Annotated in this window: 16 protein-coding genes; 14 read left to right on the plus strand and 2 right to left on the minus strand. The window is 61.1% G+C overall.

The window, feature by feature from the left end; translation table 11 throughout:
• Positions 1 to 5: 5 nt before the first annotated feature.
• The 14 genes from FY112_RS15250 to FY112_RS15315 all read left to right on the plus strand — a co-directional run bounded on the left by FY112_RS15250 (position 6) and on the right by FY112_RS15315 (position 15,438).
• Positions 6 to 614 (plus strand): ANTAR domain-containing response regulator, encoded by a 609-nt coding sequence (locus FY112_RS15250; protein ID WP_017956939.1) that lies wholly within the window; start codon positions 6 to 8, stop codon positions 612 to 614.
• 249 nt (positions 615 to 863) lie between these two features.
• Positions 864 to 2,114 (plus strand): transporter substrate-binding domain-containing protein, encoded by a 1,251-nt coding sequence (locus FY112_RS15255; RefSeq protein ID WP_151518750.1) that lies wholly within the window; start codon positions 864 to 866, stop codon positions 2,112 to 2,114.
• 146 nt (positions 2,115 to 2,260) lie between these two features.
• A complete protein-coding gene (gene urtB, locus FY112_RS15260) occupies positions 2,261 to 3,154 on the plus strand; it encodes an urea ABC transporter permease subunit UrtB (RefSeq protein ID WP_151518751.1) in 894 nt (297 codons plus the stop codon).
• 1 nt (position 3,155) lies between these two features.
• Positions 3,156 to 4,295, plus strand: coding sequence for an urea ABC transporter permease subunit UrtC (gene urtC / locus FY112_RS15265; RefSeq protein ID WP_151518752.1), 1,140 nt, complete (start codon positions 3,156 to 3,158; stop codon positions 4,293 to 4,295).
• A 1-nt stretch (position 4,296) separates the two neighbouring features.
• Complete coding sequence (gene urtD / locus FY112_RS15270; protein ID WP_151518753.1) at positions 4,297 to 5,046, plus strand: urea ABC transporter ATP-binding protein UrtD; 750 nt, start codon at positions 4,297 to 4,299, stop codon at positions 5,044 to 5,046.
• Entirely contained in the window at positions 5,046 to 5,741 is a 696-nt protein-coding gene (gene urtE / locus FY112_RS15275) for an urea ABC transporter ATP-binding subunit UrtE (protein ID WP_027686859.1), read from the plus strand. The genes urtD and urtE overlap by 1 nt, the downstream gene beginning before the upstream one ends.
• 28 nt (positions 5,742 to 5,769) lie before the next feature.
• A complete protein-coding gene (locus FY112_RS15280; protein ID WP_181018224.1) occupies positions 5,770 to 7,521 on the plus strand; it encodes a nitrilase-related carbon-nitrogen hydrolase in 1,752 nt (583 codons plus the stop codon).
• 12 nt (positions 7,522 to 7,533) lie between these two features.
• Positions 7,534 to 8,691: an iron-containing alcohol dehydrogenase gene (locus tag FY112_RS15285; protein ID WP_151518755.1), complete on the plus strand. Its 1,158-nt coding sequence runs from the start codon at positions 7,534 to 7,536 to the stop codon at positions 8,689 to 8,691.
• Between the two features lie 881 nt (positions 8,692 to 9,572).
• A complete protein-coding gene (locus FY112_RS15290; protein ID WP_151518756.1) occupies positions 9,573 to 10,409 on the plus strand; it encodes a transporter substrate-binding domain-containing protein in 837 nt (278 codons plus the stop codon).
• Positions 10,410 to 10,430: 21 nt separating this feature from the next.
• Positions 10,431 to 11,177: an amino acid ABC transporter permease gene (locus FY112_RS15295; protein ID WP_151518757.1), complete on the plus strand. Its 747-nt coding sequence runs from the start codon at positions 10,431 to 10,433 to the stop codon at positions 11,175 to 11,177.
• Positions 11,174 to 11,956: an amino acid ABC transporter permease gene (locus FY112_RS15300; protein WP_151518758.1), complete on the plus strand. Its 783-nt coding sequence runs from the start codon at positions 11,174 to 11,176 to the stop codon at positions 11,954 to 11,956. Before FY112_RS15295 ends, FY112_RS15300 begins: the two co-directional genes overlap by 4 nt.
• Before the next feature lie 13 nt (positions 11,957 to 11,969).
• Entirely contained in the window at positions 11,970 to 12,752 is a 783-nt protein-coding gene (locus tag FY112_RS15305; protein ID WP_151518759.1) for an amino acid ABC transporter ATP-binding protein, read from the plus strand.
• A gap of 9 nt (positions 12,753 to 12,761) precedes the next feature.
• On the plus strand, positions 12,762 to 14,144 hold the full coding sequence (locus tag FY112_RS15310; protein WP_151518760.1) for an MmgE/PrpD family protein: 1,383 nt from the start codon (positions 12,762 to 12,764) through the stop codon (positions 14,142 to 14,144).
• A complete protein-coding gene (locus FY112_RS15315; protein WP_151518761.1) occupies positions 14,134 to 15,438 on the plus strand; it encodes an LLM class flavin-dependent oxidoreductase in 1,305 nt (434 codons plus the stop codon). Before FY112_RS15310 ends, FY112_RS15315 begins: the two co-directional genes overlap by 11 nt.
• A gap of 87 nt (positions 15,439 to 15,525) precedes the next feature.
• On the opposite strand, the gene FY112_RS15320 is transcribed toward FY112_RS15315, so the two are convergent.
• Positions 15,526 to 16,032, minus strand: coding sequence for a GNAT family N-acetyltransferase (locus FY112_RS15320; RefSeq protein ID WP_151518762.1), 507 nt, complete (start codon positions 16,030 to 16,032; stop codon positions 15,526 to 15,528).
• Positions 16,029 to 16,325 (minus strand): DUF1778 domain-containing protein, encoded by a 297-nt coding sequence (locus tag FY112_RS15325; protein WP_151518763.1) that lies wholly within the window; start codon positions 16,323 to 16,325, stop codon positions 16,029 to 16,031. The genes FY112_RS15320 and FY112_RS15325 overlap by 4 nt, the downstream gene beginning before the upstream one ends.
• Positions 16,326 to 16,373 lie beyond the last annotated feature (48 nt).

Consider the following 16,373-nt stretch of genomic DNA (forward strand, 5'->3'; position numbering starts at 1 on the left):
CGACGATGTCTTTCGCCCTACTCAGAGATTTGCGGGATCTCAAGGTTCTGGTCATCCATCCCTGGACATCCGAAGGGGAGTTTCTCGTCGATCACCTGCGCCGTATCGGTTGTACGGTCAGTTGCCTCTGGCCGGTGCCAGCCGAGTTGCCGCACGGCACGGATGTCGTCTTCCTTGCCATGGAAGATGAGGCGCGACCGGAAATCGAACGCCTGCTGAAGTCTTTCCCCAATCCTGCCCCGACCATGCTTGCCATCGTCGGTTACGAAAACCCCTCGACGCTGCAGATCGTTCTGGAAAGCGGGGCACTCGCCATTGTCGAAAGACCGATCAAACCCTTTGGTCTGCTGACCAATCTCGCCATCGCCCGCAACCTCTGGCTGGAGCGGCAAAAGCTCGTCAAGGAAGCGCGCAAATACAAGCGCAAGGTACTGGGCGACCAGAAACTTGCCCGGGCCAAAGCGATTCTGATGGCCAATCGCGGCACCAGCGAGAATGAGGCGTATCGTGAAATGCGCGAGCAAGCGATGGCTCGGCGCGTGCCGATCGATGAAATCGCCAATTCGATTATCAACGCCGAACAGCTCTTGCGCCCGTCCCAAAAACATGATTAGTTTTTCATGTGTTTCGAACAAAACACCTCCGGCACATCCCTTCGTTTGACGAAGCCATGTGTCGCTGTTGCACGCGGCGCAGCCGTGATGCGGTGATGGCAAGGATGCCCGCAGGCTGTGACAAGCCTCGCGGGTTTTTTGTTGTCTGCTGACAGTGACGTCAGTCCTCTATCCATTTTTCGGCATGAAAGCCTCGCCGTTGGGCGGGCCGTGCCGCCGTGTGCGCCAATCAAAAAAAGGGGAACCAAGATGGTGTTCAATAGACGTGAATTTCTGAAAACCGCAGCGACCGCTTCCGCCGCACTCGCCCTGCCGGCTCTGGGCAGCCGCGCCTTCGCAGCCGATGCCATCAAGGTCGGCGCGCTCTACTCGCAGACGGGCGGGCTTTCCGTTGCCGAGAAGCTTCTGGCAAACGGCGTCATGATGGCCGTGGCCGAAATCAACGCGACCGGCGGCGTTCTCGGTCGCCCAGTCGAGGTCGTCGTCGAAGACGGTGCTTCCGATCCGAAAACCTTCAGCGAGAAGGCTTCGAAACTGATCCTCAAGGACAAGATTTCGACCGTGTTCGGCTGCCACACATCAGCAAGCCGCAAGGCCGTGCTGCCGATCTTCGAGCGACGCGGCGCGATGCTGTTCTACCAGACGCATTACGAAGGCTTCGAGTGCTCGCGCAACGTCGTCTATTCCGGCGCCGTTCCGAACCAGCAGCTCTCCAACTACATTCCCTGGATCGTCGAGAAACTGGGCAAGAAGAAATTCTTCATCGTCGGCTCGAACTATGTCTATCCGCGCGAGATGGCCAAGGTTTCCAAGAAGCTGATCGAGGCAGCCGGCGCCGAGTGGGTGGCGGACGAATATCTGGAACTTGGCCATTCGGAATGGGCCGTCATGGTCAGTAAGATCAAGGAATCCGGCGCCGACGTGGTCCTGTCCAACGTGGTCGGCGATTCCATCATCGCCTTCTACCGAGAGTTCAAGAACCAAGGGCTCTCGCAGGAGGTTCTGCCGATCTGCGCGACGGTCACCTCCGAAATCGAAATCGCGGCGATGGGCGCCGAATATGCGGCCGGAAGCTACACCTCCTTCCCCTATTTCATGTCGATCGACACGCCGGCGAACAAGAGCTTCATCGACCGCTTCAGGACCTTCGTCAACGATCCAAAAGCCGTGACCTACCACTCTCTCGAAGCCGCCTATTTCGAGGTGTTCCTGTGGAAGCAGGCCGTCGAAAAGTCCGGCGATCTTTCGGCTGACGCGATCAGGGCCGGCATTCGCGGCCAAACCTACGAAGCGCCCGGCGGTAAGGTGACCACCGACCCCGACAACCTGCATTGCTGGTTGACGCCGCGCATCGGGCAATGGCAGGCGGACGGCCAGAGCAAGGTGGTCGATGCCTATCCGGCGCCGATCAAGCCGCTTCCCTATTCGGCCTATGGCGAGACGGAGAACAATCTGTTCTGCACCAGCAACGGTCTCGACGCCGCAAAGCTCAAGGGCTGACCCCTCCCCGCGTCGTCCCGCCATCCATGGGTGGCGGGATCATGTCTCGAAGGCGGGCCCCTCTTCCTCCGCGAGCTGTCATCCTGGCTTCAGGATGGGGAAGGCGCAGGAGAGTTCGGCCCGTCCTTCTCACGAACGGTGGTGTTATGCTCGACATTCTGTTTATCGGCCTCAGTCTCGGCTCGATTCTTCTTTTGGTGGCGCTCGGCCTTGCCATCACCTACGGCGCCATGGGCGTCATCAACATGGCCCATGGCGAGATGGTGATGATCGGCGCCTATGTCGCCGTCCTCTCAGGCATCTGGCTGAAAGCAAGCCTTCTGCTCGCCATCCCGCTGGCCTTCGTCGTGACGGCCCTGCTCGGTCTGCTGATCGAGCGGGTGGTCGTCCGGCGGCTTTATGGCCGTCTGCTGGACACGCTTCTCGCCACCTGGGGGATCGCCATCCTCCTGCAGCAGGCCGTGCGGCTCGAATTCGGCCTCTCCTTTTTCGGCATTCATGTCGAAGGTCTTGGGGCCGGCCTGCAGAACGTCGCGGTGCCTGCCTACCTGCAGGGCACGTTCAGGCTCGCCAGCGCTGACATCAACGCCTACCGCACCTTCATCATCGCCGTTACCGCCGCGCTGACACTGGCGACATGGTTCATTCTCTACCGGACGGCGGCCGGCATGCAGGTTCGCGCCATCATCCGGAACCCGAATATGGCCGCGGCCTGCGGAATCGACGTGAAACGCGTCAACGCCATGACATTTGCTTTCGGTTCCGGCCTTGCCGGCGTCGCCGGCGTCATGATGTCCGGCTTCAAGACGGTCTTTCCCGACATGGGCACGACGATGGTCGTCGACGGCTTCATGGTCGTCGTCACCGGCGGGGTCGGCAGCCTTTTCGGCACCATCCTGTCGTCAGGGCTGCTCGGCGAGATCAATGCGCTGGTCGCCATCGGCACCAACGACATCCTGGCACGTGCCGTCGTGTTCGGGGTCGTCATTCTCGTCATTCTCGTCAAGCCCAGCGGGCTGTTCTCGTTCAAGGGGCGCTGACATGAGCATCGAACGGAAATTCCAGGTCGCCGCCTATGTGCTCTTCATCGCGGTGATTTTTGCAGCGCCCTTTTTTGGCGACGAATTCTGGCTGAACCGCATTTCGAAATACCTGGTCTACGGCATGCTGGGCGTCGCCATCGCGCTCACATGGGGATATGCCGGTATTCTCAATCTCGGCCAGGGACTGTTTTTCGGTCTCGGCGCATACATGCTGGCCATGTCGCTGAAGCTATCGAGCCTGACCAGTCTCCAACAAGGCTCCGACAAGCCGGTTCCGGATTTCATGCTCTGGAATGCCGAGCCCGGCGCGCCGACGGAACTTTGCTGCATCAACAAGGGCTCCTTTCTCTGGCTTCCGTTTCAAAGCCAATCGGTGGGGCTTGTGCTCGGCATCGTGCTTCCGGTGGTGATTGCCGGAGCACTCGGCATGCTGGTTTTCCGCAAGCGCATTTCCGGCGTTTTCGTCTCGATCATCACGCTGGCGCTGGTTCTGCTTGTCCGTCTCGTCATGGTCGATGCGCAACCGGTGACAAACGGCTTCAACGGCCTGACGGATCTTGGCTGGCTGACGATCGGCGGCATCGAATTCGATCCCTACAGCCGGGCGACCTATTATCTGTGCGCCGCATGCCTGTCGCTGACGCTTATCGGTGCCCGTCTCATCGTTGAAACCCGCGCGGGCATGATCCTGCAGGCGATCCGCGACGATCATGTGCGCGCCCGCTATCTCGGCTTCGATGTCTCGCTCTACCAGGTGTTCTTCTTCGTGATTTCGGCGGGGATCGCGGGCGTTGCCGGCATGCTCTACGTGGTCGTCGCGGAGTTTGCGTCTCCGACGTTCATGGACCTGTCCTTTTCCGTGACGATGGTCGTCTGGGCTGCCGTCGGCGGCCGCTCGTCCCTGCTTGGCGCCTGCATCGGCGCGATCCTGATCAACATGATCGAAGCTGAGGTCAGCGAAACCGAAGCGCTGGTCGAGGCATGGAAAGCAATCATCGGTCTCATCTTCGTGTTGGTCGTTCTGTTCATGCCGCGTGGCCTTGGCGGCCTTGCACATGATGTGCTGCGGCAGTTTATCCGCCGGCTCAAACCCGGTGCGGCATCTTCACCATTGCAGCAACAAAGCGAGGCATTGTGATATGAGTGCGATCGCATTGACCATCGACGGTCTCAGCGTCGATTTCGGCGGCTTCCGCGCCGTCAACAATGTCAGCATCACCGTCTTCGACGGCGAGCTGCGTGTGCTGCTCGGCGCAAACGGCGCGGGTAAGACGACCTTGATGGATCTGGTCAGCGGCAAGACGCGCAGCACGCAGGGCAAGGTCTTCGTCTACGACACCGACATCACCAACTGGCCCGAACACCGCATCGCGCGCGCCGGCATAGGCCGGAAATTCCAGATCCCCAGCGTCTTTCGCGACCTTACCGTGCGGCAGAATCTCGAGGTCGCCAATTGCCGCAATCCTTCGGTGCTTGCCAATCTTCGCTTCGGATTTTCACGAGCGGAGGCAAACGGCGTCGACGACGTCCTTGCCCTCATCGGTCTCGATGCCGAGCGCGACGTGATGGCCGCCTATTTGAGCCACGGCCAGACGCAGTGGCTGGAGCTCGGCATGCTCATCGTTCAGGATCCCAAGGTGGTCCTGCTCGACGAACCGACAGCCGGGATGACCCAAGCGGAAACCCGTAAGACCGCCCAGATCATCAACAATCTCAAAGGTCGCCATACGATCCTCGTTGTCGAGCACGACATGGGGTTCGTCCGCGAAATCGCCGAACGCATCACCGTTCTCCATCTCGGAGAGGTTCTGGCGGAAGGAGGCGTCGAAGATATCGAGCGCAATCCTAAAGTCCGTGAAGCCTATCTCGGTTCGAAAGGAATATCCTGATGCTGTCGTTGAAAGACGTGCACAGCTACTACGGCCGCAGCCATATCCTGCACGGCGTCACGCTCGAGATTCCGGCCGGCAAGGTGACGAGCATCCTCGGCCGCAACGGCACCGGCAAGACGACCCTGTTGAAAACCCTGATGGCACTGACCGACCGCATGACTGGCGAGATGCGTCTGCAGGGAAAGGACATGGCCGCATCCCCAACGCATGAAAGGGCAAGGGCCGGTATTGCCTACGTCCCTCAGGGCAGGGAGATCATTCCCGATTTTACCATCCGCGAGAACATCCTGATGGGCGCCTTTGCCCGCACCGATGGCAAACGCGAGATTCCTGCGCTGGTGCCGGAGCTTTTTCCATACCTGATGGCCAATCTCGATCGGCCGGGCGGCGTGCTTTCGGGCGGCCAGCAGCAGCAGCTCGCCATCGCCCGCGCGCTGGCCGCAGATCCTAAAGTGCTGCTTCTCGATGAACCGAACGAAGGCATCCAACCCTCCATCGTCGAGGAGATCGAAAAGATCATCATCCGGCTCAATCGCGAGATCGGCATGACGATCATCCTCGTTGAGCAAAACGTCGCATTTGCGCGGCACGCGTCTCACCAGTTCGCAATGCTGGAGAAGGGAGGCGTGGTCGCGGCCGGCGCCATCGACACGCTCTCCGACGCGCTTGTTCACCGGCATATGGCTGTCTGAAACAGACCGATATCCTTTCATAGAGACAATGGGAACAACCATGACATCGACACAAAGCTATACCGCGGCCACCATCCAGTTCGAACCGACCATGTTCGAAAAGGCGCGCAATATCAGCCGGCTGGCAGCCCTTTGCGAAGAGGCCGCGGAGGCAGGCGCACGCCTGATCGTCACGCCCGAAATGGGCACGACCGGCTATTGCTGGTTCGACAGGGCCGAAGTGAAACCTTTCGTCGAGGTTATCCCCGGAGCGACCACCGATGTTTTCCAGGCCATTGCCAGAAAACACCGCTGCTATATCGTCGTCGGCATGCCGGAAGTCGATCCGGCGAGCGATCTCTATTACAATACCGCCGTCCTCATCGGTCCCGACGGCGTCGTTGGCCGGCATCGCAAATCGCATCCCTATATCGCGGAGCCGAAATGGGCTGCCAACGGCGACATCGTCCACGAGGTATTCGAAACCGAGATCGGCCGGATCTCGATGCTGGTCTGCATGGATCTGCACTTCTTCGAGACGGCGCGGCTGGAGGCTCTGGCCGGTGCCGACATCATCTGCCACATCTCCAACTGGCTGCAGGAGCGCACGCCGGCACCCTACTGGATCAACCGCGCTTTTGAGAACGCCTGCTACGTCATTGAAAGCAACCGTTGGGGGCTGGAGAGAACGGTGCAGTTCTCAGGCGGAAGCTGCCTGATCGAGCCCGACGGTACGGTTGCCGCATCGATCGATACGGGCGACGGGATTGCCTATGGCACGATCGATCTTGCCCGCGCCCGCCGCCGCGAGGTCTTGTTCGAACCGGTATTCAAGTCCCGCCGGCCCGAGCTCTACATGAACATGATGACCAACAGCTTCACCTGGAACCCGGGCGATTACTTCCGTCTCTATGGCTACCAGCCGATCCCGCGCGGACGCGCATCCCGCGCCGCTGTCGCCCAGTTCGCCCCCACCTCCGTCGTCGCCGACAATCTCGCCCGCATCGCCGATCTGGCAACCGAGGCGAAGGCAACGACAGCACCGGATATTCTGGTTTTCCCGGAACTGTCGCTGACCGGACTAGCGGCCCCGCAAGGCCGGGCGGAACCGCTCTCGGGCCCGACGGTATCGGCCTTCGTTCGTCTGGCGATGAAGCTCGGTTTCTATCTTGTCGCCGGATTTGCCGAAGAGGACGGGGACAAGGTTTACAACAGCGCTGTTGTCGCTGGCCCCGAGGGGCTCGTGGGCAGCTATCGCAAGACGCATCTCGGCATTGCCGACAGCTGGGCGACCGCCGGCGACGAATGGAAAGTCTACGATCTTGCCATTGGCCGCGTCGGCCTGGCGATCGGCCATGACGCGCTCTATCCGGAAGCCATCCGTTCGCTGGCGCTGATGGGATGCGACGTGGTCGCTTGCCCATCAGCCATAGCAGGCACTTTCACCGGCAGCCACAACGGCACGAAAATTCCGCATAACTATCCGATACCCAAGGGCGCCGATCCCTATCACTGGCATGCTTTGCGCGTGCGCGGGGGCGAGAACAACCTCTATTTCGCCTTCGCCAACGTCCTGGATGCGGCACGGGGATACCAAGGCAAGAGTGCGGTATTCGGGCCGGATTCCTTTGCCTTTCCGCGCCAGGAATCGGCAATCCTGGACGAGGACGGGATTGCGGCGGCAGCCGTCGACACCACCAATCTCGATACGCCCTATCCGACGAACATCGTCCGGCGAAAGGATCTTGTCGTCATGCGTCAGCCGCATCACTATCAGCCGCTCGTCAAATGGCATCAGTGAAAGACCGGCAAGATGTCCACATTCACATTCGCGACCGTCCCGCAGATCATCGCGGGACCGGGTTGCATCGCCAGACTTTCGGAGCTGACGAAAACGCGACTCGGGCCGCGCGTCGTGGTGATTTCAGACGAAGGGGTCGTCAAGGCGGGGCTCGTTCAGCCGGCCCTGGCGAGCCTTGCGGACGGCGGCTCTGACGTATCGGTCTTCACCGACGTTGTCGCCGATCCGCCGGAAGCCATCATTAATGCGGCCGTTGCGCAGGCGATCGGTTTCGGCGCCACGGGTGTACTTGGCATTGGCGGCGGCTCGTCGCTCGATGTGGCAAAACTTGTAGCTCTGCTCTGCAAAAGCGGTGAAGCACTCGATGATATCTATGGAGTAGGCAAAGCGAGCGGGCAGCGCTTGCCGCTGGTGCTTGTGCCCACAACGGCAGGCACCGGCTCCGAAGTCACGCCGATTTCCATTGTCACCACCGGCACACACGAGAAAAAAGGCGTCGTATCGCCGGTGCTACTGCCGGATGCGGCACTTCTCGACGCGGAGTTGACCCTCGGCCTTCCTCCAGCCGTGACGGCTGCAACGGGGATTGACGCCATGGTGCACGCCATCGAGGCTTTTACCTCCGCGAGTACGAACAACAATCCGGTTTCCCGAACCCTTGCCAAGGAGGCTCTTCGGCTTCTCGGGGCGAATATCGAAATCGCGGTGATGAACGGAACCGATCTCGCCGCCCGACAGGCGATGCTGCTCGGCGCCATGCTGGCCGGTCAGGCCTTTGCCAATTCGCCGGTCGCTGCCGTCCATGCTCTCGCCTACCCGATCGGTGGCCGCTATCACGTTGCGCACGGCCTTTCCAACAGTCTGGTCCTGCCGCATGTCCTGCGCTTCAACGCGATCGCGTGTGGTAATGCCTATGCGGAACTGGCGCCGTGCCTCTTTCCTCACCTTGAGCCTGCCGGTCAGGCCGACCGGCTTTCCGGTTTCATCGAAGGATTGGCAATACTGCCTGTGCGCCTCAACCTGCCCGTACGCCTGAGAGATGTCGGAATTCCGAAGGATGGGCTGCCCCTGCTTTCGGAAAGTGCCATGGAACAGACCCGCTTGCTGGTCAACAATCCGCGCACGGTATCGCTGTCGGATGCCGCGCGGATCTACGAAGTCGCTTGGTAAAAAGATGCCGGACGCCAGGGTCGCGTCATATGTGACAACGCCGACAGAATTTTGGTCGCCATGGGATTCGAACTGCCGCATTCCGTCGAAGACGCTATCACGGTGGATTCCTAATGAAAATTTCGGCTTTTTACCTTCAGCTATCGATATGACGGCCGGGTACGAAAATATCCCTCGGCCTGACCGTCGGTCCGCCTCGGTATCTCGAATTGCATCTTGGCGCGCCCTATCGGGCAATGCCCGGCGTCAGTTGACGATGGAGCCCTTTGAACAAATACCTGCAGATTACCTGTTCCAATCCCTGGCTTGAAAGAATTCGAACCGAAGACCCACCGATTCTCTTCCGATTTTGCGCTTCAAGATGCACGCTTGGCGTCAGCAAACTCCGCCATTTCGCCGCCAGCAAGTACCCTAAAAGGCGGGTGCGCCAATTTTCCGGCGTCGCGCTCCCGGATTCGTCTCGTCGCCTCTGAGCGAAGGAATATAAATGGCTGGTTGGGCCCAATTTGACTTCAAACATGTTCGTGGTGAGCCTTGTCGCAACAGCAGCATCCACCGCCCAATGTAAAACGACCAGATTCGGCAGCAAGGTCGACCTCGCTCAAGATCCCAACACCTTTTATGGTTCGACGACCTAGTTACCGAAGCTCGGTGAGGCTGCATAAAGATCCCAGATGACGACGCCTGTGGACGGATAAGAGCGGAGCGGAGCTGGCAATCATCTGAGATAGGATCTCCCAGGCATCCTGATCGCAGCATATTTTCTATGGATTTGGCGTATTACAGGATAACAGTTTCACTGTCACTTGGAAGAGAGGATGCGATTGCTCGTGGCAACTGAGAGGCTCCACTAGGTTCCTGGCTGAACCAAGGAGCCCGGAATGTCATCCACCAAACTCACCAAGTTATTCTTCGGACTTGCTCTTTCAATCTCGGCACTGACGTCGACACAGGCGTCTGCGGATGCCACGCTGGACCGCATCAAGGGACGCGGCAAGCTGACCGTCGGCGTAATCCTGTCCGGCGCGCCCTTCGGCTATATTGACCCGAAGACGCAGGCGCAGAAGGGCTTCAATCTCGACATCGCCCAGGCGCTGGCCGATGACCTCGGCGTCGAACTCGAGACGGTGACGGTGACACCGCCGAACCGCGTGCAGTTCCTGCAGCAAGGCAAGGTCGATATCCTGATCGCCAACATGCAGTACACCGAAGAGCGCGCCAAGGTGCTCGACTACGTGCCGACGCCCTATGACCGCAGCGGTGGCGCGGCTGTGGTGCGCAAGGACAGCGGCCTGAAGGACTGGGCGGATATCAAGGGCAAGCCGGTCTGCGTGTCGCAGGGCTCAAACTACACGCAGCCTCTCATGGAAGAATATGGCGCAGTTGTTAAGGCGCTGCCGAGCCAGCCGGAATCGCTGCTCGCTCTTCAGGGCGGCAATTGCGTGGCGGCAGTGCATGTCGGCGCGACGGTCGGCCTCTTGCTACAGGACCGACCGGAGGAATGGAAGGACTATGCCATTCCCTTCCCCACCGAGCTGATCCCATCGGATTCGGTGATCTGGTTGCGCAAGGGCGAGAAGGATACGCAGGCTGCCCTAGATGCCGGCGTCAAGAAGCTGCACACGTCTGGTAAGCTGCTGGAATTCGCCAAGGCCAACCGGCTTTTAAATACCGAGTACCTCCAGCAGGCAAACAAGACGCTTTCCGCCAGCAAGTAAGCGGCGGGACCGGCAGAGCACATGCAGGACATCAATCTCACCGACCTGTTCATTAGTCTGACGGGCAGGCTCGGCCTGAATTACGAATTCCTCGCGACGGGATACGAGGCGCAGATCTGGCGTGATGGGTTCATCACCACGCTCTATCTGATCGCTTTGCTCATACCTGTCAGCCTGGTGGCCGGCCTGCTCTTTGCCGCCTGCCTGACATCGGGCCGGGTCTGGCTTTCGGCGCCGGTGCGGGCCTTCGTGGAAATCACCCGCAACACGCCGACGCTGGTGCAGCTGATGTTCAGCTTCCTCGTCCTCAACACCTTCGTGTCCGATCTGGTCGGGGGCGCCCAGAACAATCCGCTGTCGCCGTTCTTCTGGGTGGTGGCGGTGGTCGGGCTGCATATCGCGGCCCTCCATGCCGAAGCGATCCGCGCCGGCATCGAGGCGGTGCCCGCTTCGACCGTCGAGGCAGCCCGCGGCATTGGCTTCAGCCAGTTGCAAATCCTGCGTTACGTCGAAGTGCCGCTGGCATTGCGGGCATCGCTGCCGGCAATCGTCAACAACCTCGTCAATCTCGTGAAGCTCACCACGGTCGGCAACGCGATTGCGGTGAGCGAAATCACCTATGCCTCGATCATGGTCTGGACGCAGCGCGACAACGTCGTCTCACTGATGATCGTCATCCTCTTGTTCTTCAGCCTCATCAACATCGTGGTCGCCCGTGTCGGCCTATGGGTGGAGCGCAGGCTCGCCGTTCCAGGATACGGCCTATGACGGCTGCCGTGCACTCCCAATCGCGCAGGAGCAGCAAGATCCTGCGCAATGTCGGCTTCGTGGCGCTGCCGCTCCTCCTCCTCGTCTGGTCGCTCGCCGACCTGACGCTCGGCCGCGAATTGCTCGAATGGATCCCCTATCTTGTTTCCGGCTTCGGGATGAACATCCTTATCGCCCTGTGCGCCATGGCGCTGGGCACGCTGATCGGCGTGCTGTTCGGGATTCTCGAACTGGTGCCCTACCGGCCGCTGCGCTATCCGGTCGTCGCCTATGTGCAGATTTTCCGAAATGCGCCGCATCTCGTGCTGATCTTCGCGACGACCTATATCTTCCCCTTCGAGATCGTCGTGTTCGGCAATTACCTCCCCTTCCCCGACTGGCTAAAAGCCGTGATCGGGCTTGCCATTCCGGCCAGCGCCTACGTTGCCGAGATCACCCGAGGCGCGATCCTCTCCATCCCGACCACCCAGTGGGAGGCGGCCAAGGGCCTCGGCTTCTCGCGCAATCAGGCGCTGCGCTGGATCATCCTGCCGCAATGCCTGCGCCGTTCGCTGCCGCCCTGGATGAACGTCGCAGCCTCGATCACCATGGGCACGGCGCTCGCCTCGCTGGTCGGCGTGCACGAATTGCTGCACGCGGCGACCGATGCCAGCACTGCCGTGCGCCGGCTCGATTTCACGGTCATCGCCTATATCGTGGTGATGGCCGCCTTCTTCACGCTTTGCTACCCGATCGCCCGCCTGACACGACGACTGGAACGTCGCTTCAACGCGGCCTGAGGAACTTGAGACGATGAACATATCCAACACCGCGATCGTCCGACTGGAAGACGTGCATCTGTCCTTCGGCCAGACCCAGGTGCTGAAGGGCATCGACCTGACCGTCAGCAAGGGCGAGGCGGTCTCCATCATCGGTCCGTCCGGTTCGGGCAAATCGACGATCCTGCGCTGCATCAACGCGCTGGTGCAGCCGCAGAGCGGCCGTATCACCGTCAATGGCACCCGCGTCGACCAGCTGACCCGCGAGAGCGAGCGCATCGCGCTACGCAAACGCGTCGGCATCGTCTTTCAGCAATACAACCTGTTTCCGCACCTGACGGTTCTCGACAACATCGTCCTGGCGCCGACCCGAATTCTCGGTACCGACCGGCAGGAGGCGGAAAAGCTCGCTCGCGAGCTGCTGGACAGGGTCCGGCTTTCGGAAAAGGCCGGTGCCTATCCCGGCCAGCTCTCTGGCGGCCAACAGCAGCGCGTGGCGATCGCCCGGGCGCTGGCGATGAAGCCCGAGCTGGTTCTGTTCGACGAGGTGACCTCGGCTCTTGATCCGGAGACGGTCGGCGAAGTGCTGTGTGTTATCCGCGATCTCATTCGTGACGGCATGACTAGCATTCTCGTGACGCATGAAATGCGCTTTGCCGAGGAGATCAGCGACATCGTCGTCTTTACCGAGAACGGTCGCATCATCGACCAGGGTTCGCCCGAGCAAATCTTCCACAGCGCAGACAATCCCCGTGTGCGCCAGTTCGTCAGTGGGCTTGCCGGGCGCGGCGCGGTGCGCGGCGGCGAAGGCATCTAGGATTTCTTCATGACCACGACAGCCGCACCCCTGACCCATGCCTTTGCCGAGGCGATCGTCGTCTCGGACCCGACGACCGATGCCGCCGCAATGGAAGCGGCACGCACGGCGATCGTCGATTTCCTCGCCTGCGCGATCGCCGGCGCCGCCGGTCGCACCACCGCCGTCCTAGCCGACGCCGTCGGCGCCAATCTGCCGGGCGAAGCAATCCTGGTCGGAGCCAAGCGCCGCACCGATCCGCTGGTTGCCGCCATCGTCAACGGCTATGCCGGCCACGTCCTCGATTACGACGATGTCCATGCCAGCGTGCGCGGCCATCCGACCACGGTGATCCTCCCGGCCCTGCTGGCGCTTGCCGCCGAGCGCGAATTTACCGCGGACGCGCTGGTCGCCTCCTATGTGGTCGGGCTCGAGGCTATGGCGCGGCTCGGCCTGTCGATCGGCTCCAAGCATTACGAGAACGGCTTTCATGCCACGGCGACGCTCGGCACTGTCGGCGCCGCAGCGGCGATCGCGCATCTGACGCGGGTCTCGGCGCAGGAAGCCGCCATTGCGCTCGGCCTCGCTGCGACGCAGTCCTCCGGACTGCGGCTGCAGTTCGGTTATGACGCCAAACCCTATCATGCCGGCATGGCGGCGCGGTCCGGCTTGTTGTCGGCACGCTTGGCGGCGGCCGCTTTCGGCGGCGCGCCGGATTTCCTCGACAATCCGGTCGGTTTCCACTCAGCCTATGCATTCGGTGCCGAGCGCCCCGCCGCCATCACCGAGAACTGGGGTACCCCTTGGCAGATCGTGGCGCCGGGACTGACCCTGAAAGCCTATCCCTGCTGCACCGCCAGCCATCCCGTCGCCTCGCTCGGCATCGATCTGCACCGCGAAGGGCTTGCGGTGGATGCGATCGAAAGCATCACTTTCACCTATCCACCTGGCGCCGATGCTGCGCTGGTGGTGAGCAAGCCGACAAACGGCATTGAGGCTCGCTTCAGCCCGGAATACGTGTTCTCCGCGGCGCTGATCGACGGTGCCCTGCGGCTCGACCATTTCGACGACCGGCCGGTGCAGCCACATCTTATGGCGCTGGCCGGTCGCGCCGGCCGTCGCCATGACGAGACTGCGCCGCGCATGTCCAGCGATCCGAAGACCCGGTTCGTGATCCTCGATATTGCGCTCCGCGACGGCAGCACGGTCACCCGCCGCTTCGACGGTCTGCCGGGCGTGGCGGATCCGACCGAAAAGTTCCGCGATGCGACCGCCGGCAATCCGGCCTTTGCCGACATTCCATCACTCGTCCGCTCCATGAGCAGCGCCGCCGATCTCCATCGGCTGCTGGCATTGCTTGGCCAGGACGTCATCCAAAACTCCGATGAAGAAAGACTTCGCCATGAGCCGTAAGAGAGAAATCCATCTCGGCCTCTTCCTGCAGGGAGCGGGCCATCACGTATCCGGCTGGCGGCATCCGCATGCGGAAGCGGGCAGCGAGAACTTCGACCTGCTGCGCCACGTCTCGCAGATTGCAGAAGCAGCCAAGTTCGACATGGTCTTTCTTGCCGACGGCCTGACCAGCGGCGTTGATGCGCATCCTTCCACAATCGCCCGTTTCGAGCCGCTGACGCTGCTATCGGCGCTGGCGCTGGTGACGGACAAGATCGGACTGGCGGCGACATCATCGACGACCTATGGCGAGCCCTATCATACCGCCCGCGCTTTCTCCTCGATCGACCACCTGAGCCAGGGGCGCGCCGCCTGGAACATCGTCACGACATCCTATGCCCGCACCGCCAACAATTTTTCGAAGGCCCATCCAGAGCATGACGAGCGTTATGCCGTCGCGGAAGAATTCGTCGACGTGGTGCGCGGGCTGTGGGACAGTTGGGACGACGATGCCTTCGTCAAGGACAAGGAGAACGGCGTCTATGCCGATCCGAGCAAAGTCCACGTGCTCGAACACAAGGGCAAGTATTTCTCGGTCAAGGGACCGCTCAACATCCCGCGTTCGCCGCAGGGCCATCCGATCCTGATCCAGGCCGGTTCCTCCGGGCCTGGGCAGGACCTCGCCGCGCGAACAGCTGACGTCGTCTTCACCGCGCAGCAGAGCCTCGAAGAAGCACAGGCCTTCTACAGGAGCCTCAAGGAACGCGTCGCGCGTTTCGGACGGCAGGCGGACGACGTCGCTGTCATGCCAGGCTTCCTGCCAGTGATCGGCCGCACGGCGAAGGAAGCTAAGGACAAGCTCGCCGAACTCGACCAGTGGACCGACTTGAATAGCGCCATGCCGCTGCTGGAAGAACGCATCGGCCACAGCCTTGGCGACTACGATCCGGATGGCCCGCTACCGGACCTGCCGATCTCCGATCAGCTGCGCAGCCGCGCCGAACTCCTGACGGCGCTTGCCCGGCGCGAGAACCTGACGATCCGCCAGCTGGCGCTGCGCGTTGCCGCTGGTCGTGGCCACCACATCGTGCTCGGCACGCCGCTGGAGATCGCCGACCGCATGCAGCAGTGGTTCGATGGTCGTTCCGCCGACGGTTTCAACGTCATGCCGCCCTTCTTCCCGGAGGGCCTGGAAGACTTCACCCAGCTGGTCGTGCCTATCCTGCAGGAACGTGGCCTGTTCCGCACCGAATACAGCGGTTCGACGCTACGTGACCACCTCGGACTCGTCAGGCCTGCTTTGGCTTCAGTCTAGCTGCGAACTACGGCCTTGAACGGATGGGAACCCTCGGCACCTCATTTCTTGCGCCGAAGTTCGTAATTGGTTTCAGCGATTTAGCAGTCAGCTTGGTGACGAGGTCAGCGCGTTGTTGAGGTCATGCAACCCAACCAGCAGCATCATGGGGTCGGACGGGGAAGGCAGGAAGCCAACCGCTTCGTAGAAGGCTCGTGCGTCATCCGAAATCGCATGGACCAAAACGCCGCGAATCCCAAGTACCTCGGCGGCATTGATCAAGCGCAGACCTGCGTCGCGCACTAACGCCCTGCCGAAACCACGTCCCTGATGGGATTGATCAATGGCAAGGCGTCCAAGCACGGCGACTGGTATCGGATCAGGCATGTTCCGCGGGAAACGTCCCGGCGCTTCCGATTGCTTTACCGCGCCGGAAGCGAGGGCGTAGTAGGCGATGACGCGGTTGGCCTCACACACGACGAAAGTACGCGATGCGCCGCTCGCCTGATTGGCGCGGGCGCGGAGAAGTAGCCAATCGTCAAGCTCAGGGACACCAGAATGGAATTCGGCTAGCTCGTGATGATCAGCAAGTGGCGCGGGTACGCCTAAGATCACGCCTCATCCCACGGCGCTTTTGTCGACATGGTGCGTTTAAGACGCTCATTGGACTGTGTTGGCGCATCGAGGCGGGCCAGATACTCAGCGTAGACTTCTGCGCTGACAGTGAAGATCGTCCGGTCAAGTAGTACTTCCTCGGCACGGCGCTCGGAAGCCTCCAGCATGAAATCTGTCCGTGTCTTGCCTTGCATCTCAGCGGCGCGGTCAATCAAGTTGCGCGTCGCAGGCTTGATGCGCATATTCAGGGCCACGCTTGCGTCCGGGCTTTTGCCTGTGTGCGAGGTCGGCATGGAAAGCTCCTGTCTAAAAGGACCACATAGCGCATCTTTACAAGGAGA

This window comes from Rhizobium sp. PEPV16 (genome assembly GCF_008919455.1).
In the GTDB taxonomy this organism is placed as follows: Bacteria; Pseudomonadota; Alphaproteobacteria; order Rhizobiales; family Rhizobiaceae; genus Rhizobium; species Rhizobium leguminosarum_Q.